The sequence below is a fragment of the Lacticigenium naphthae DSM 19658 genome (assembly GCF_000425865.1).
In the GTDB taxonomy this organism is placed as follows: domain Bacteria; phylum Bacillota; class Bacilli; order Lactobacillales; family Carnobacteriaceae_A; genus Lacticigenium; species Lacticigenium naphthae.
In genome coordinates this window covers 121,950-137,403 of the sequence record NZ_AUEG01000002.1, presented here as the reverse complement: position 1 = coordinate 137,403, position 15,454 = coordinate 121,950, and the positions used below count along the sequence as shown (strand labels likewise).

Here is a 15,454-nt window from a genome sequence, read left to right as displayed (position 1 = left end):
AATAACTAATACCATGATAAAAATTAATAACCGATTGAAAAGAACGTATTGGAAAGGGGGGGTGTAATATGCGCAGTAAACAAGCTTTTAAGAGTATTTTATCTTCTGGATTGCTGCTTGCTGTGACTATTTTGACCGGTTTTGCGGTGCCGCGCCTAATGTTAGAGTATTTTGGGTCTGAACTAAATGGTTTAATAGCATCGATTACTCAATTTCTAGCGTATATGGTGATAATGGAAGCCGGTCTAGGAGGAGTAATTCGAGCTGCTTTGTATAAGCCATTGGCGGATGGAAATGAAAGGGCAATAAGTTCTATTATAAAGGCTACTCAAAATTTCTTTAAATTTGTAGGTTACTTTTTTGTAGGTTACCTATTTCTTTTGGCACTGATCTATCCGTATTTTGTAAAGGAATCATTTGACTTTGTCTTTACACTCTCCTTAGTTGTCATAATGGGTGTCAATATGTTTTTCCGATATTATTTGGGAATCACTTATCAGATCCTACTCGAAGCAAGTCAAAAAAAATATATCACAGATATATTTCAGCTGATAACAGTTTTAGCGAGTACAGGTTTAACAATTTTTCTTATAGTTTCTGGAGTATCTCTTCATATCATTATGTTAAGTATGCTGTTCATTTATATCTTGCATCCATTTTTATTGAAATGGTACGTGAAGAACCATTATCACTTAATTAGGGATATTTCACCGGATAAAACTGCTTTAAAACAAAAATGGGATGGATTCGGACATCACGTAGCCTATATCGTTCATATCAATACAGACATTACATTATTAACAATATTTACTAATATTAAAGAAGTGTCTGTCTACGCTGTCTATTATATGGTTGTCGCAAGTGTCCGCAATATCGTCTATTTATTCTCTCAAGGAGTAGATGCGGCTTTTGGAAATATAATTGCCAAACAAGAAAAAGAATCATTGAAAGGAAATTTTGAAATATATGAATTTTTAATTTTTGCAATCACAACAATTATGTTTACGGCAACGGGTATCTTGATTATCCCCTTTATTAAGATTTATACTTCAGGTATTTACGATGTTAATTATATAAGACCAGAATTTGCTGTAATTCTTATTCTCGCAGAAGCAATCTATTGTATCCGTAATCCCTATAATATAGTTATTAAAGCGGCAGGACATTTTAGACAAACTCGAAATATTGCAATCATCGAGGCAGTCATAAATATTATTGTCTCTGTTATTTTCGTGTTACGGTTCGGCCTGACTGGAGTAGCCATAGGGACCTTCAGTGCAATGTTATATAGAACTTTAAGCGAAGTTTATTATTTATCTAATGAAGTTATCTATCTTAGTATAAAGGCGTTCATTAAAAAAATACTTGTATTTTCCTTTAGTTCAGCGGTAACGATTTTAATTGCACAATGGTTACCTTCATATGAACTAAGTACATTCAGTTATTGGATTCTCTACGCTTTGCAAATTACAATTTTAGCCATTTCAGTTACTTTATGTATATCACTGTATTTTTATAAAAAAGAATTGATCAGCATTTTTTATTTATTCAAGTATTTAGTTCATGAAAAGTCAATTAATTGAAATGCATATACTTTCCATAAAACAAGTCTCAGTATTATTTGCTTCTAAGCAAGAAGAAAATAGTTTTAAGGTTTATATTTTGAAAGGATAAAGAAATTATCTTAGGTAAATGGAGGTGATTTTTTTGGAAGAGTTGGCACTTAAAGAGAATCAGAGTAATCATAGTTTGAAAATAACCATCATGTTTGTGGGGCTATTGTTAAATCAATCGAACGTTTTATTTGGATTGAATCTATCCATTGCAGACATCATAATGGTGATTGCCTTTATTTTATTATTAGTTAAGAACCAATTGTTTTTCCCTTCTTATTACTTACTGTTTTTCTTTGTTTTTTCATTTTTATTAATTGTAAACTCTGTTTTTATTATTCCCAGAGAATATGGGATGCCAATTTCTAATGTAGGCGTTATTCGAGACTATATAAAAATATGCACATTATTTTTATATTTTATATTAGCTTTTCATGTGGTCAGGTTGAACCTTTTAGAAGTTTTCTTAAAATACTTTTTGATTTTTTCAGTATTTGTAGGAAGCCTTGGAATTGTTATTATGCTAGTGTATCCTGTCCCCTTTCTATCACATATTCTATTGTTTGGTGAGACTAGACTAACTGGATTTATGAACGATCCTAATTATTTTTCAATTATTCAAATTGCTGCTTTGTCTATTGCATTAGGAATAAAAATCCCGAACAAGTTTTTGAGATACAGTAGCGTAACTATCTTGATAATCTCAGTATTGCTTTCCGGGTCCAAAACAGGTTTTATAACCTTGGCCGGTTTCTTGGTTTTAAAACTAGTTCATAAATTACCGAGGAAAAAAATGAGAAAAAACACGGTACTGCTCGTACTACTTTTCTGTACAATCATTTCTCTTTCAACATTATTTATAACCGTTAGTTTGCTACCTTTCCTACAAACTATTTCTAAAGAGTATCCTACAATAGGAAGAGTTCTATTATTACTGACGAACTTTGAAGAAGCCGTTTCTCAAGATGGATCGGGTAGGGGACTGCAGTGGGAAGTTGGTTTGGAAGTGATGAAAAGTACACCACTAAATGGAGTAGGCATCGGTGATAATTATTTGACTTTAGCAAGGGAAATCAATAGGACTGCAAACTTAGCTCATAATACGTATATTCAAATAGCAGCAGAATGGGGACTGTTGATAACAAGCGTAATATTAGCTTACTTTTTCGTTATGGTATCATCAACAAATCATTCAAATGAAACAAAGCAGCAAAAAATTGTGAATGAAATGTTTTTTATTTTTCTTGTTAGCTCGTTGGCTATTTCATTTAATTATTCCAGATTGTTTTGGATGCTAGTAGGAATGAAAACTTACTTTTTTTTATACGAAAGACAACGGCAATCCAATCAAACTAAGGACTCAAAAATAAAAAGAAACGAATATTAAGGAGGAAAAGCATATGAATGGGACAATAGGTTTTATAGAACTTATAAAATTAATAAAAAAAAGATGGTATATTTTATTTTTCACTTTCTTATTTGGATTTTTTTCGGCGTATTCAATTAGTGCTTACTTTATGGCTCCCCAATATTCCTCTTCAACAAATATGCTAGTAAGTCGTAACTTAAATGGACAACAAAATGTGAATATTCAAGAAATAGAAACCAATATTCAGTTGATAAATACCTATCGAGATGTCATAAGTGATTCTGTTGTATTAAGTCAAGTAATCGAAGCTATACCAGGGATATTGACTGAAGAGGAGCTTTCAAAGAAAATCAAAGTTAATATTCAGGAAAACTCTCAAATATTTGAAATTGAAGTAATCGATACGGATCCAGCAAGAAGTGCTGAAATAGCAAATTTAGTAGCCATAACTTTTAAAGATAATATAGATGACATTATGAATATAGACAATGTTGCAATATTATCACCTGCTGTTTCTAATAACGAGCCAGTTTCACCCAATATATTATTTAATAGTGTCATCGGTGCAATATCTGGGATTTTTATAGGTATCGCTGTGATTCTTCTACGTGAAATGCTGGATACTAAAGTACATGATGAGAAGTTTATCACAGAAGAATTAGACTTGTTACGGTTGGGCAGTATATCTTCAATAAAAAATAATGAAAAAGTTTCTATTCAAACCGTAATCAAAAATCCAGAAATTAATGCACCTGTAGAATCGGATAGGGGCAATCGCATTAGCAGTAGCCATTTAAATAGGCAATAATTGTGAGAGGAGCTAAAATTATGTTTAATCAACAAGTAGAAAAGGGAAAAAGTTCTCAAAATCTAATCACACTCACTCACCCGCACTCAACGGTTTCTGAGGAATTTAACACGGTGAGAACGAATCTTCAATTCACAATGGTTGAAAAGCCAATTAAAACGATCCTATTCACATCATCAATTCCGGATGAAGGGAAAACAACTACTATAGCAAATGTCGCAATTTCTTTCGCTAAACAAGGAGGGAAAGTGCTATTAGTCGATGCAGACCTTCGAAATGCAAGTATTCATCAGATGTTTCAACTGAATAATGTCAATGGATTGACCACCTTACTAACAAATTCAACTATCCCTCTGGACTTGGTTATAAAGCATTCAAATCAATCGAATCTCGATATACTTACCAGTGGTCCATTGCCTCCGAATCCGTCCGAACTATTAGGTTCGGATTTAATGGAATCGGTGATAGGAAGGTTGAAAGAAAAATATGATTTCATATTTTTTGATGCCCCACCAATTTTACCTGTATCAGACGCACAAATATTGGGATCTAAAGTTGATGGGACCGTTTTGATTATTAAGCAAGATTTTACTAATAAAACAGATGTTTTTCATTCCCAAGAGTTGTTAGAACAATCCCATGCGAAAATATTAGGAGTAATATTTAACGATAAAAAAAGGATGAGGAAAAATGATAATGGGTATTATGGTTACAATCAATAATATCTTTTTTGAAAGAACAAAAGAATTAAAAGTATAATGATGGATAGATAAACTATTCATAGAAAGAAGATGTCACTTAAAACAGACTGTTTTCTTTGATGATTTTCACAAATTTCACTGAACTGGGAAAATTGTGAAGAGGGAAATCGTTGGTGTTTCTTTTGACTCCTAAGGACCGGGTGTTAAACTAACAGTAGATAGAAGAAACTAAATTATAAAGAAAGGAGTGAAAAATATGAATGAATTATTTCCATCTAATCGTGACTTTTGGGATATGGGTAAACGCTTTTTTGATTCTTCATTTGATGACATGTTCTCCCGTTCAAATGCATTTAAGGCTGATATTCGCGAAACAGAAAATAGTTATTTGCTAGAGGCAGATCTACCTGGTATGGAAAAAGAAGATATTGAAGTAGACTACCATGACAATGTGTTATCTATTTCTGCTTCTCATGAATCTGGAAAAGATGAAACCGATGAAAAAGGAAATTACATTCGCCGAGAAAGACAATCCAGTCACTATAGCCGTCAATTCTTGTTGAAAGATGTGAAAGCTGAAGATATTTCAGCCTCTTTTAATAATGGGGTCTTGACAGTCCAACTACCTAAACATGATTCAGAGACTAAACCTTCTACAAAAATCGATATTAAATAAAGAAAATAACAGTGACAGAATTTTTAGTGAAATTCTGTCACTGTTATTTATAAACGATGGGACACCCAAATTTATCAGGGTGTTTTTTTGTATGAAATAGTATGAATCGATCTGCTTTGTTCAGTGAGGTTTTCTTACATAAACCATTTGAATGTGGGGGATGTCATCTTCCAGGAAAGATTCGCCAACGCTTTGAAAACCATGCTTTTCATAAAAAGATTGAATGTAAGTTTGGGCAGCCAGTTCGATTTTTTTGTCTGGATGTTCGGTCAGGATATAATCCAACGAACGTTTTAATAGTTCATCACCTAATCCTGTGCCCCTTTGGGATTGCTGAACCAGGACACGTCCAATTGCTACTTTGGTAGGTTCGATAATCAGCCTTGCATAGGCTTGAATCTGTCCAGCTTCCATTTTGAAAATGTGCAGACTTCTTAAATCGAGGTCATCGACTTCTGGATAAGGACAAGTTTGTTCCACAACAAAAACAGCCACACGTTCTCGGTAAATTGCATGAAGTTCCTTTACAGTCAAGTCATCAAAAGCTTTAATGCTCCACATATGATTCCCCCTACTTTCTGTTCGCTTTTTTGTTTATACTAACACAATAGAGGAAAAGAAAGGAAGAATAAAATGAAGAAACTCGGGTTTATTGGATGTGGAAATATGGGTGAAGCCATGCTCGCGGGAATAGTAACTCAAAATACTATCGATCCAAAAGACATTGTCGTGAGTACCAGGACAGAAGAAAGTGGAAATAGGCTCAAACAAATTTATGGTATCAGTCTTGCTAAAAGTAATCAAGAAGTAGCCGAAAATAGTGAAATGATTTTTTTAGCGACGAAGCCAATGAGTTACCCCACCATTTCAACAGAAATCAAAGAGCTGGATCTGACGGATAAAGTCTTTATCAGCGTAACGCCCAACTACACGTTGCCACAACTGCGCGAGTTGTTTGGATCACCGGCCTATGTTGTCCGGACGATGCCGAATACGCCTTCACAAGTAGGGCTTGGTGTAACGGGAATTGCTTTTCCAGATGAATTTCCTTTAGATAAAAAGGAAAGGATACTGGGGTTGTTTGACAGCTTTGGAGTGGCTATTGAAGTAGAAGATAAATGGATGGCGGCAGTCGGATCTCTGGCTGGATCTGCGCCTGCATTTATTTATATGTTGATCGAAGCGATGGCAGAAGAAGGTATGCACTTAGGAATGCCTAGCCACTTAGCGTATAAAACAGCAGCATTAGCTGTAAAAGGATCCGCAGAAATGGTGTTGCAGTCGGATAAGCATGTTGCCCAACTACGAGATGAGGTTTCTAGTCCGGGTGGAACGACGATCGAAGGGATCATTGCCTTAGAAAAAAGTGGATTTAAGGGCGTTTGGATAGACGCTTTGGGCCAGACAGCGAAAAAATTTAGAGAGTTAGAAGAAAAAGAAAAATAAGGTAAAAGTTTTTGATAGAGAAAAAGCCCACCAAAATAAATTTTGGTGGGCTTTTTCTTTGGAGAAGGTGACTCTTTACTTTGCGTTTGTGTCACCGTAATAAGCTTGGTTGAGGACTTCTCTTAATTCACTAATTAAGGGTTGTTTTGGATTGGCAGTTGTACATTGGTCTTCAAATGCTAATTCTGCAAGGCGATCTCCGTCACGTTTCAATTGTTCCTCTGTGACACCTTGTTCTTTGAAGCTCATTTTGATACCAACATCCTCGCCTAATTTGTTTACTTCTGTTGCAAGCGATTCAACTAATTCTTCGGTTGTATTTCCTGCAAATCCCAAGTAACGTGCAATCATTGCATAATCTTCATGTGCTCTGAAGTATTCATATTTTGCCCACATCGTATGTTTTTGCGGGTCGATTGCATTGTAGCGAATAACGTGTGGAAGTAAGATTGCATTAGTCCGTCCATGGATCAATCCCCAAATTCCGCCGACCTTATGAGCGATGGAGTGAGATATTCCAAGGAAGGCATTGGCGAATGCCATACCGGCAATGGTTGAAGCGTTGTGAATTTTTTCGCGAGATTCTTCGTCTCCGTATTCGACAGAGTTGCGTAAGTGATCAAAGACTAATTTGATAGCTTGTAAACTTAATCCTTTGGTATAGTCACTTGCTAGAACAGAAACATAAGATTCGATTGCATGAGTTAATACGTCCATACCTGTATCAGCCGCAACAGATTTAGGTACACTGTAGACAAATTGTGAGTCGATGATCGCTACGTCTGGTGTTAAAGCATAATCAGCTAGTGGGTATTTAATGTGTGTTTCGCTGTCTGTGATAACGGCAAATGGTGTAACTTCAGATCCTGTACCAGATGTTGTTGGCACACAGACTAATTTTGCTTTAGACATAGGATCGATTTTGTAGGTACGTTTGCGGATATCTAAATACTTCTGTTTTGCTCCAAAGAAGTCAGCTTCTGGATGTTCATAGTATAACCACATAGCTTTCGCAGCATCCATTGGAGATCCTCCACCGATAGCAATAATAGTATCCGGTTGGAAGTCGTTCATTTTTTCTACGCCTCTATTTACTGTATTTGTAGAAGGGTTTGGTTCCACATCAGAGAAGATAGTGTAAGCAATACGATTATTGCGTTGTTTCAATTGCTCGATAACCGTATTGACATAACCCAATTTCATCATTCCATCATCACAAACGATAAAGACGCGTTCTATGTCACGCATGTCTCTCAAGTAACGGATTGAGTTTTCTTCAAAGTAGATACGATCTGGTAATCTAAACCATTGCATATTATTTCTCCTTTTCGCAATTGTTTTAATGTTTAATAAGTCGAATGATGAAACATTATGAGAAACAGAGTTTCTACCATAAGTTCCACAACCCAAGGTTAGTGATGGGATGTTGTGATTATATAAGTCACCGATCCCACCTTGTGAAGAAGGAGAATTCACTAAAATACGACAAGCTTTCATTTGTTTTCCAAATTCTTCTACCAATTGATTGTCTCTTGTATGAATGGCTGCAGAATGCCCAAGACCATCTAAATCGAGCATTTTTTTACATAAATCAAAACCATGTTCATGTGATTCAGCTTTCATCATTGCCAAGACAGGAGAAAGCTTTTCGCGTGACAATGGATAGTCAGGACCAGCTCCTTCAAGTTCAACAATAAGCATTTTAGTTGTTTCAGGGACTTTGATTCCAGCTAAAGCAGCAATGCCACGTGCATGCATACCTACAATTTTTGCGTTTACACCTGTTTTATTTTCATTCAGCATAACTTTTTCTAATGCACTTAACTCGTCTTGTTTCACAAAATATACATTTCGTGCTAAAAATTCTTTTTTGACGTCAGCGTAGATTTCTTTGTCAACGATAACAGCTTGTTCAGAAGCACAAATCATACCATTGTCAAATGTTTTAGAAACAATGATATCATTTACTGCACGTTTGATAGGAGCGCTTTTTTCGATATAAGAAGGGACATTTCCGGGTCCAACGCCTAAGGCTGGTTTTCCAGTTGAGTAAGCTGCTTTAACCATTGCAGAACCACCTGTTGCTAAAACAACAGCAACATCTGGGTGATTCATTAAACCAGCTGTTTTTTCCATTGAGCCGTTTTCGATCCATTGGATACAATGTTTAGGAGCTCCGGCTTTAATAGCAGCTTCATATAGAATTCTAGCTGTTTCGATTGAACAAATTTCTGCACTTGGATGGAAAGAAAAGATGATGGGATTTCTTGTTTTAATTGCGATCATAGCTTTGAAGATCGTTGTAGAAGTTGGATTGGTAGTTGGTATGAGACCGGCTACCACACCGACGGGAGCAGCTACTTTTATAATTTGATCGACTTCATTGTCTTCGATGATATCACAGGTTTTATTTTTTTTGATTACATGCCAAATATTTTCTGAAGCATATAAATTTTTCATGCATTTATCTTCGTAAACGCCACGGCCAGTTTCTTCCACAGCCAATTTAGCTAAATCCATATGTTTATCAACTGCAGCTAAGGCCATCTGATGAACAATATGGTCGACCTCTTCTTGATTAAATGTTTCGAGTACACTTAAAGCTTCTAGACCTCTTTGAGTTAATGTATTTACGACTGTTTGTGCGTCTTCTGTAACTTGTTTATCTTTTTTCTCAGTTGTTTTTGTAGCCATCTTGACTCCCCCTTGGATTTGTTATCTTGTTCACAAGACCAATTATAGAGGGTGTTTCAAACAAAAACAACTGTTTGTTACTTATTTCACAATAAAAATAAGAGGTGAGAAAAGTGAGCAACCTTTTGTTTCACGCTTACATTTTTGGTTTAATCAACAATGCGTAAACTGAAACAACTAGTTTGTGAAATAAATAACAATAACACAAATGTTTTTTTCACTAATCAAATTCTCATTTTCGTCTTACTATCATGATTTTTCCATTCAATAATACTGTTTCGGAAAAAACAGAAGGGAAAATGATCAGGGAAAAAGTATGTAGACAGAGAAAACTATAAATGGAAAAAGTGTAGGGTGTTTTATGTTTTATATGTGTGGCCTACATGCAATAATAGATGAAGGACACAAAGAGCTGTTCTTATATATCGTAAAGCAGGATTCATGGTAGAAAGTTTGCTAAGAGATGGATTTTCCGCTAAATGAAAATAGAAAAATGTTTTTCAAGTAACTTGTTTAAAAGAAAAGATAGTGCTAAAAATTGGGAAGGAGGATTTTTATGCCATACGTACGGATCGATTTGTTGCAGGGACGCACAAAGGAACAAATACAACAGTTAATGGAAGACGTTGTCGAAGCAGTCGTGAAAAATACGAATGTCTCAAAAGAAAGTGTTCATGTGATAGTGAATGAACTGCAAAGAACACACTTAACAAAAAATGGAGAATACATGGGATGATTTCATTAAATTAAAAAAGGGCAATCGCATTTATATAAGCGATTGCTCTTTTTTAGATTGTTGGAAAATTATTCGTTTAAATGAACTTTATGTTCATATTGTGCCGGGTTAACTAATGTATCTTGAACCGGACACATTTTATCAACAAATTCGATGAAATCGTTGATCTCTTCTAAACTATTATCAGCATCGACGTAGAAATGAGAAACAATTTTGGAAAATCCAATTTTAGCTTCAGGATTTTTTCCTAAATAACCATCTGGATCAAAATCTCCTTCGAAATCGATCCGAATGTTGTTTAAATTAATGTTGTGGGGTTTTGCATAAGCTCTAGCAGTAATACATTTACATCCTCCTAAGGATGCTAGTAGAGTTTCTAAAGGATTCATTCCTTTATCGGTTCCGCCCATGCCTATAGGTTCATCGATGATTATTTCGTGTTTCCCTGAAGTTGCCGTTACCTTAAATCCCTTTTTAGACTCGGTCGTTGTTTTAATTGTCATATTGGCCATGAAATACCCTCCTTATTCTTTGTGATCACCATATCATGTGTAATTGAAAGGTGCAATTTATTTACCCTTTTGACCTCACAGAAAGCACTCAAATAAGTGGGTCAACAATCATTTTATCTATATTTCAATTAAGAACAGAGTACTCATTCGAGGGAAATAAATCAACGCTCTATTTTATTATTCTTATAGTAAAAAATTGCTTAAAACCATTGTATTTAGTAGTTATTTGATATAGAGTTAAAAAAGATGTGTTGTGAAACAAAAATGTTTCACGTAAAGCTATAAAGGAGTTTTGGAATATGAATCCGGAAGAATTTAAAGCTGAACTTCAAAAACGTGGCTTGCCGATTACGGAAGAAAAAATGAAGCAGTTTGCTGATTATTTGAAGTTGTTACAGGAGTGGAACCAAAAAATTAATTTAACTGCGATTACCGAAAAAGAAGAAGTCTATTTAAAACATTTTTATGATTCGTTGACTGCGGGATTATACGTAGATTTTAGTCAAGGGGTCCACAGTCTATGCGATGTAGGCTCAGGTGCTGGGTTCCCTAGTATCCCCCTAAAAATACTTTATCCCGAAATAAGTATTACGATAGTCGATTCATTGAATAAACGGATAAAATTTTTAGAAGCGTTAACAACTCAATTAAAGCTTGAGGGTGTACACCTTTATCATGATCGAGCAGAAATTTTTGCGCATAATAAAGCCTTTCGTGAAAGCTTTGATGTTGTGACGGCTCGAGCGGTTGCGCGAATGAGTGTATTATCCGAATTGTGTTTGCCCTTAGTAAAAAAAGGCGGGAAATTTCTAGCTATGAAAGCTGCCAATACAGAGGAAGAATTACAAGATGCCAATAAAGCGATCACTTTACTTGGTGGTAAATTAACTGAAGATATTTCTTTTGTCCTTCCGCACGATGCCGGAGAGAGACATATCGTAATGATTGAAAAAAGAAAAGAAACACCGAATAAGTATCCGAGGAAACCAGGTTTGCCAAACAAAAAACCGATAAAATAGAACCGAGTAAACTCGAACAAAAAATGGAGGATAAAGTATGGCACGTATTATTGCCGTTGCAAATCAGAAGGGCGGAGTAGGTAAAACCACTACGACTGTTAATTTAGGTGCTTCTCTTGCTCATTTAGGAAAACGTGTACTTCTCATTGATATGGATGCTCAAGGAAATGCTACGAGTGGACTAGGCATCCGTAAGGGTGAAGTTGGTCAAGATATCTATGATGTATTGATCAATGAAACCCCCCTAGAAGATGTCATTCAAGATTCTAGTCGAGAAAACCTGTCTGTAGCTCCTGCGACCATTCAATTGGCTGGAGCCGAAGTAGAGTTAACGACTTTAATGGCTAGAGAGACACGTTTAAAAGCAGCTATTCATACAGTTGCTGGATCTTATGATTATATTCTTATCGATTGCCCACCATCACTTGGGCACTTGACGATCAATGCGTTCACAGCTAGTGATTCTGTTTTGATTCCAGTACAATGCGAATATTATGCCTTAGAAGGACTCAGTCAATTGTTGAATACCGTCCGTCTAGTGCAAAAACACTTTAATCCAAACCTCAAAATTGAGGGTGTATTGTTAACAATGTTAGATGCACGGACTAACTTAGGCTACGAAGTAGTAGAAGAAGTGAAGAAATATTTTCGTGAAAAGGTCTATAAAACCATTATTCCTCGAAATGTACGTTTGTCTGAAGCTCCAAGTTATGGCTTATCGATCATTGATTATGATATGAAATCCAAAGGGGCCCAAGTCTATCAAGAATTGGCGAAGGAAGTGAGTCAAAATGGTGAATAAAAAAGGTAAAGGACTCGGCAGAGGAATCGATGCTTTTTTTGGAGATATTCCTGAATTAGAAGATGTTGAGTCGAAAGATGAACGTGTTCAGCAGATTCCATTGACTGAAATTCGCCCAAATCCGTATCAGCCGAGAAGAAATTTTGATCCAACTGCTTTAGAGGAATTGGCGGAATCAATCAAGGAAACCGGCGTTCTGCAGCCGATCATCGTGCGTGAATCTTCTGTCAAGGGATACGAGATCATTGCCGGAGAGCGACGCTTCCGTGCTTCTAAATTAGCCGAGAAAGAAACCATTCCTGCAATCGTCCGTGAACTTGACGAAGAAAAGATGATGCAAGTGGCTATCTTAGAAAACTTGCAACGCGAAGATTTAACTTCATTAGAAGAAGCTGAAGCCTATTCTTTATTAATGAACAAACTTGGATTGACGCAAGAAGAAGTGGCTAAGCGATTAGGAAAAAGCAGACCGTATATTGCCAACTATCTTCGGTTATTGGGTCTGCCTGACGAGGTCAAACAGTTATTGCAGCACAATGAATTGTCTATGGGGCAAGCGAGAACGTTGCTTTCTTTAAAAAACAAAACAAAGATGGCTACACTAGCTAAGAAAGCTATCAAAGAGAGCCTGACGGTCAGACAATTGGAACAGCTTGTTATCCAAATGAATGAACCAAAAAAAGAAAAACAAGTAAAAACACAAGAAAAACCTTTTTATATCCGTGAAAGCGAAGAACGGTTGATGGATAAATTTGGCACGGGTGTAGTCATTCGTGATAAAAAAGAAAAAGGGAAGATAGAAATAGAATATGTTTCAACAGAGGATTTGACCCGAATACTTGAATTGTTAGATATTCAATTAGACTCTTAAAGAAACTGAATATCCAAGCAAAAGGAGAAAACTAATGGAAAAAAACTATGATTTACATGATTATGTCGAGATGAAAAAACCACATGCGTGTGGAGCCAATCATTGGGAAATCATCCGAATGGGTGCAGACATAAAAATACGTTGTGATAAATGTAATCATATAGTGCTCATGTCAAGACGTGATTTTGAAAAGAAATTGAAAAAAGTCAAAGCTAAAGAATCAGAATAAATTAGAGAAGAAAGAGTGAGAAAGTCTATGCCATTAACAGCAGGAATTGTAGGATTACCAAATGTAGGAAAGTCTACTTTATTTAACGCCATTACTAAAGCCGGAGCTGAAGCAGCCAACTATCCATTTGCTACTATCGATCCCAATGTGGGAGTCGTGGAAGTTCCGGATAAACGATTGGACCGCTTAGCAGAGCTGGTCAACCCTAAAAAAATTGTGCCGACGACTTTTGAATTTACAGATATTGCCGGAATTGTCAAAGGTGCCAGCAAGGGTGAGGGACTGGGTAACAAGTTTTTAGCCAATATTCGAGAAGTAGATGCTATTTGTCATGTCGTCCGTTGCTTTGACGATGAGAATATCACGCACGTAAGTGGACGAGTCGATCCCGTTGAAGATATCGAAACGATCAATTTAGAGTTAGCACTTGCAGATTTAGAGTCCGTAGATAAAAGAATTGCTCGGACAGCTAAAATTGCAAAAACAAAAGATAAAGATGCTGTAGCTGAACTCGCTTTGTTAGAAAAAATCAAACCGGTATTAGAAGAAGGAAAACCGGTCCGTATGTTGGAATTTAATGAAGATGAAGAGCCCATCGTCCGTTCATTTTTCTTATTGACCAGTAAACCAGTCCTATACGTGGCTAATGTTGCGGAAGAAGATGTAGCCGATCCCGAAGAGAATGAATATGTGCAACAAGTAAAGGCAATTGCTGATGAAGAAAATGCAGAGGTCATTGTTATTTCTGCTGCTATTGAAGAAGAAATTGCTGAATTAGAAGATGAAGAGAAAAAATTATTCTTGGAAGACCTGGGTATCAGCGAACCAGGACTAAATAAACTGATTCGTTCAGCGTATGATTTGCTTGGTCTTGCAACCTTTTTTACTGCTGGTGTACAAGAAGTTAGAGCCTGGACTTTCCACAAAGGCATGAGAGCACCACAGGTAGCTGGCGTTATTCACAGCGATTTTGAAAAAGGATTTATCCGTGCGGAAACTATTTCATTTGAAAATTATGATAAATATGAAAGTGTTCAAGCCGCGAAAGAAGCAGGTCTTTACCGTTCCGAAGGGAAAGAGTATATTGTAAAAGATGGTGACGTTTTACTTTTCCGCTTCAATGTATAAATCGGCAAATGCAATTAATTGAAAAATGTTTAGAGAGGGGCGAGAAGGTGAAGACTGAAAAAAAGGTGAATGATACGGTAGTCGAAATGGAAACAATGGAAAAAGAAAATACTGCGTTGTTTGAGAAATTAACGAATAAAAACAGACAATATATGGTGAAATTAAATCGTCGTTTGGAAATCGCGGGCATGACCGCAGAAGAAAGAACGATTGTGTTTAATGACATGTTAAAAGAAATCGTGGCTGAACAAAATAAAGGGGTCACTGCACGTCAATTATATGGGACCGTTACTGAACGCTCGAATGAATTGATTGCTTCTCCAGTTGAACGTAAACAAGAAAAAGGGGAACCATCAGAAAACTGGAAACTATACTTAGATGGGTCATTACTTCTTGGAGGTATGTTTGCGTTAGTTACAGGATTATCTTCTGTGTTTGGGGGAGATCCTCAAGCTGGGGGCATGGGATTGATCACGTTGCTCCTAAACTTCCTAATCGGAGGAGGGGTTGTTCTTGCAATAACAAAAAATGCTCCGGTCCCAGGAGAAAAAGGCGGATTAATTCGCTATTTACTCGTTTCTATAGCATCAATGTTTGTATGGATCATTTTAATGACATTAACCAGTGCGTTGATTCCGCCAACAATTAATGTATTCTTGCCAGGAACCGTTACATTGATTATTGGAGCAATTGCTTTTGGACTAAAATTCTATTTGAAGAAAAAATTAAATATAAAAGGTACATTAATTTAATCGAAAAACAGAAACTTTCCTGCTCATCTAAGCGGGGATTTTTTTGTTTGAAGAATTATTTTATCTGGATCAACAAGAGGATATCTTTAAGATCAGTA

At 36.1% G+C, this 15,454-nt stretch carries 16 protein-coding genes; 13 read left to right on the top strand and 3 right to left on the bottom strand.

Features of this window, described 5'->3' with window-relative positions:
• Positions 1 to 68 precede the first annotated feature (68 nt).
• The 5 genes from H626_RS0103495 (at position 69) to H626_RS0103475 (ending at position 5,167) form a co-directional block, all read left to right on the top strand.
• Complete coding sequence (locus H626_RS0103495; RefSeq protein WP_027108105.1) at positions 69 to 1,583, top strand: polysaccharide biosynthesis protein; 1,515 nt, start codon at positions 69 to 71, stop codon at positions 1,581 to 1,583.
• A gap of 124 nt (positions 1,584 to 1,707) precedes the next feature.
• Positions 1,708 to 3,000, top strand: a complete 1,293-nt coding sequence (locus H626_RS0103490) for an O-antigen ligase family protein (protein WP_027108104.1) — start codon at positions 1,708 to 1,710, stop codon at positions 2,998 to 3,000.
• Between the two features lie 13 nt (positions 3,001 to 3,013).
• Complete coding sequence (locus H626_RS10540) at positions 3,014 to 3,790, top strand: YveK family protein (RefSeq protein ID WP_051237769.1); 777 nt, start codon at positions 3,014 to 3,016, stop codon at positions 3,788 to 3,790.
• 20 nt (positions 3,791 to 3,810) lie between these two features.
• Complete coding sequence (locus H626_RS0103480) at positions 3,811 to 4,512, top strand: CpsD/CapB family tyrosine-protein kinase (RefSeq protein WP_027108103.1); 702 nt, start codon at positions 3,811 to 3,813, stop codon at positions 4,510 to 4,512.
• Between the two features lie 235 nt (positions 4,513 to 4,747).
• The gene (locus H626_RS0103475) at positions 4,748 to 5,167 is read left to right on the top strand and encodes an Hsp20/alpha crystallin family protein (protein WP_027108102.1); all 420 of its coding nucleotides are present in this window, start codon (positions 4,748 to 4,750) and stop codon (positions 5,165 to 5,167) included.
• A 120-nt stretch (positions 5,168 to 5,287) separates the two neighbouring features.
• On the opposite strand, the gene H626_RS0103470 is transcribed toward H626_RS0103475, so the two are convergent.
• Complete coding sequence (locus tag H626_RS0103470; protein ID WP_027108101.1) at positions 5,288 to 5,728, bottom strand: GNAT family N-acetyltransferase; 441 nt, start codon at positions 5,726 to 5,728, stop codon at positions 5,288 to 5,290.
• Between the two features lie 72 nt (positions 5,729 to 5,800).
• Here H626_RS0103470 and proC point away from each other — a divergent pair, with 72 nt between their 5' ends.
• Complete coding sequence (gene proC, locus H626_RS0103465; RefSeq protein ID WP_027108100.1) at positions 5,801 to 6,613, top strand: pyrroline-5-carboxylate reductase; 813 nt, start codon at positions 5,801 to 5,803, stop codon at positions 6,611 to 6,613.
• A gap of 75 nt (positions 6,614 to 6,688) precedes the next feature.
• On the opposite strand, the gene adhE is transcribed toward proC, so the two are convergent.
• A complete protein-coding gene (adhE, locus tag H626_RS0103460) occupies positions 6,689 to 9,307 on the bottom strand; it encodes a bifunctional acetaldehyde-CoA/alcohol dehydrogenase (RefSeq protein WP_027108099.1) in 2,619 nt (872 codons plus the stop codon).
• Between the two features lie 556 nt (positions 9,308 to 9,863).
• Between adhE and H626_RS0103455 the strand changes: the two genes are divergently transcribed.
• On the top strand, positions 9,864 to 10,043 hold the full coding sequence (locus H626_RS0103455; RefSeq protein WP_027108098.1) for a 2-hydroxymuconate tautomerase: 180 nt from the start codon (positions 9,864 to 9,866) through the stop codon (positions 10,041 to 10,043).
• A 68-nt stretch (positions 10,044 to 10,111) separates the two neighbouring features.
• Here the strand turns inward: H626_RS0103455 and H626_RS0103450 are convergent, their stop codons facing one another.
• Positions 10,112 to 10,555 carry an OsmC family protein gene (locus H626_RS0103450; RefSeq protein WP_027108097.1) on the bottom strand — a complete coding sequence of 148 codons (444 nt, stop codon included), beginning with the start codon at positions 10,553 to 10,555 and terminating at the stop codon, positions 10,112 to 10,114.
• Between the two features lie 299 nt (positions 10,556 to 10,854).
• Between H626_RS0103450 and rsmG the strand changes: the two genes are divergently transcribed.
• Genes rsmG through H626_RS0103420 form a run of 6 tightly spaced genes read left to right on the top strand, consistent with a single transcriptional unit; the run spans position 10,855 to position 15,356 of the window.
• The gene (gene rsmG / locus H626_RS0103445; protein WP_027108096.1) at positions 10,855 to 11,574 is read left to right on the top strand and encodes a 16S rRNA (guanine(527)-N(7))-methyltransferase RsmG; all 720 of its coding nucleotides are present in this window, start codon (positions 10,855 to 10,857) and stop codon (positions 11,572 to 11,574) included.
• Between the two features lie 37 nt (positions 11,575 to 11,611).
• On the top strand, positions 11,612 to 12,376 hold the full coding sequence (locus tag H626_RS0103440) for a ParA family protein (protein ID WP_027108095.1): 765 nt from the start codon (positions 11,612 to 11,614) through the stop codon (positions 12,374 to 12,376).
• Entirely contained in the window at positions 12,366 to 13,247 is an 882-nt protein-coding gene (locus H626_RS0103435; RefSeq protein ID WP_027108094.1) for a ParB/RepB/Spo0J family partition protein, read from the top strand. Before H626_RS0103440 ends, H626_RS0103435 begins: the two co-directional genes overlap by 11 nt.
• A gap of 34 nt (positions 13,248 to 13,281) precedes the next feature.
• On the top strand, positions 13,282 to 13,476 hold the full coding sequence (locus tag H626_RS0103430) for a DUF951 domain-containing protein (RefSeq protein ID WP_027108093.1): 195 nt from the start codon (positions 13,282 to 13,284) through the stop codon (positions 13,474 to 13,476).
• Between the two features lie 27 nt (positions 13,477 to 13,503).
• Positions 13,504 to 14,604 carry a redox-regulated ATPase YchF gene (gene ychF, locus H626_RS0103425; RefSeq protein ID WP_027108092.1) on the top strand — a complete coding sequence of 367 codons (1,101 nt, stop codon included), beginning with the start codon at positions 13,504 to 13,506 and terminating at the stop codon, positions 14,602 to 14,604.
• A 47-nt stretch (positions 14,605 to 14,651) separates the two neighbouring features.
• On the top strand, positions 14,652 to 15,356 hold the full coding sequence (locus H626_RS0103420; RefSeq protein ID WP_051237768.1) for a DUF1129 domain-containing protein: 705 nt from the start codon (positions 14,652 to 14,654) through the stop codon (positions 15,354 to 15,356).
• Positions 15,357 to 15,454: the final 98 nt, after the last annotated feature.

Coding starts and splice junctions, on each gene's coding strand:
- H626_RS10540 (WP_051237769.1), top strand. CDS start 3,014: ATGAATGGGACAATAGGTTTTATAGAACTTATAAAATTAATAAAAAAA.
- H626_RS0103475 (WP_027108102.1), top strand. CDS start 4,748: ATGAATGAATTATTTCCATCTAATCGTGACTTTTGGGATATGGGTAAA.
- H626_RS0103430 (WP_027108093.1), top strand. CDS start 13,282: ATGGAAAAAAACTATGATTTACATGATTATGTCGAGATGAAAAAACCA.
- H626_RS0103480 (WP_027108103.1), top strand. CDS start 3,811: ATGTTTAATCAACAAGTAGAAAAGGGAAAAAGTTCTCAAAATCTAATC.
- H626_RS0103435 (WP_027108094.1), top strand. CDS start 12,366: ATGGTGAATAAAAAAGGTAAAGGACTCGGCAGAGGAATCGATGCTTTT.
- adhE (WP_027108099.1), bottom strand. CDS start 9,307: ATGGCTACAAAAACAACTGAGAAAAAAGATAAACAAGTTACAGAAGAC.
- ychF (WP_027108092.1), top strand. CDS start 13,504: ATGCCATTAACAGCAGGAATTGTAGGATTACCAAATGTAGGAAAGTCT.
- H626_RS0103440 (WP_027108095.1), top strand. CDS start 11,612: ATGGCACGTATTATTGCCGTTGCAAATCAGAAGGGCGGAGTAGGTAAA.
- rsmG (WP_027108096.1), top strand. CDS start 10,855: ATGAATCCGGAAGAATTTAAAGCTGAACTTCAAAAACGTGGCTTGCCG.
- H626_RS0103455 (WP_027108098.1), top strand. CDS start 9,864: ATGCCATACGTACGGATCGATTTGTTGCAGGGACGCACAAAGGAACAA.
- H626_RS0103470 (WP_027108101.1), bottom strand. CDS start 5,728: ATGTGGAGCATTAAAGCTTTTGATGACTTGACTGTAAAGGAACTTCAT.
- proC (WP_027108100.1), top strand. CDS start 5,801: ATGAAGAAACTCGGGTTTATTGGATGTGGAAATATGGGTGAAGCCATG.
- H626_RS0103450 (WP_027108097.1), bottom strand. CDS start 10,555: ATGGCCAATATGACAATTAAAACAACGACCGAGTCTAAAAAGGGATTT.
- H626_RS0103495 (WP_027108105.1), top strand. CDS start 69: ATGCGCAGTAAACAAGCTTTTAAGAGTATTTTATCTTCTGGATTGCTG.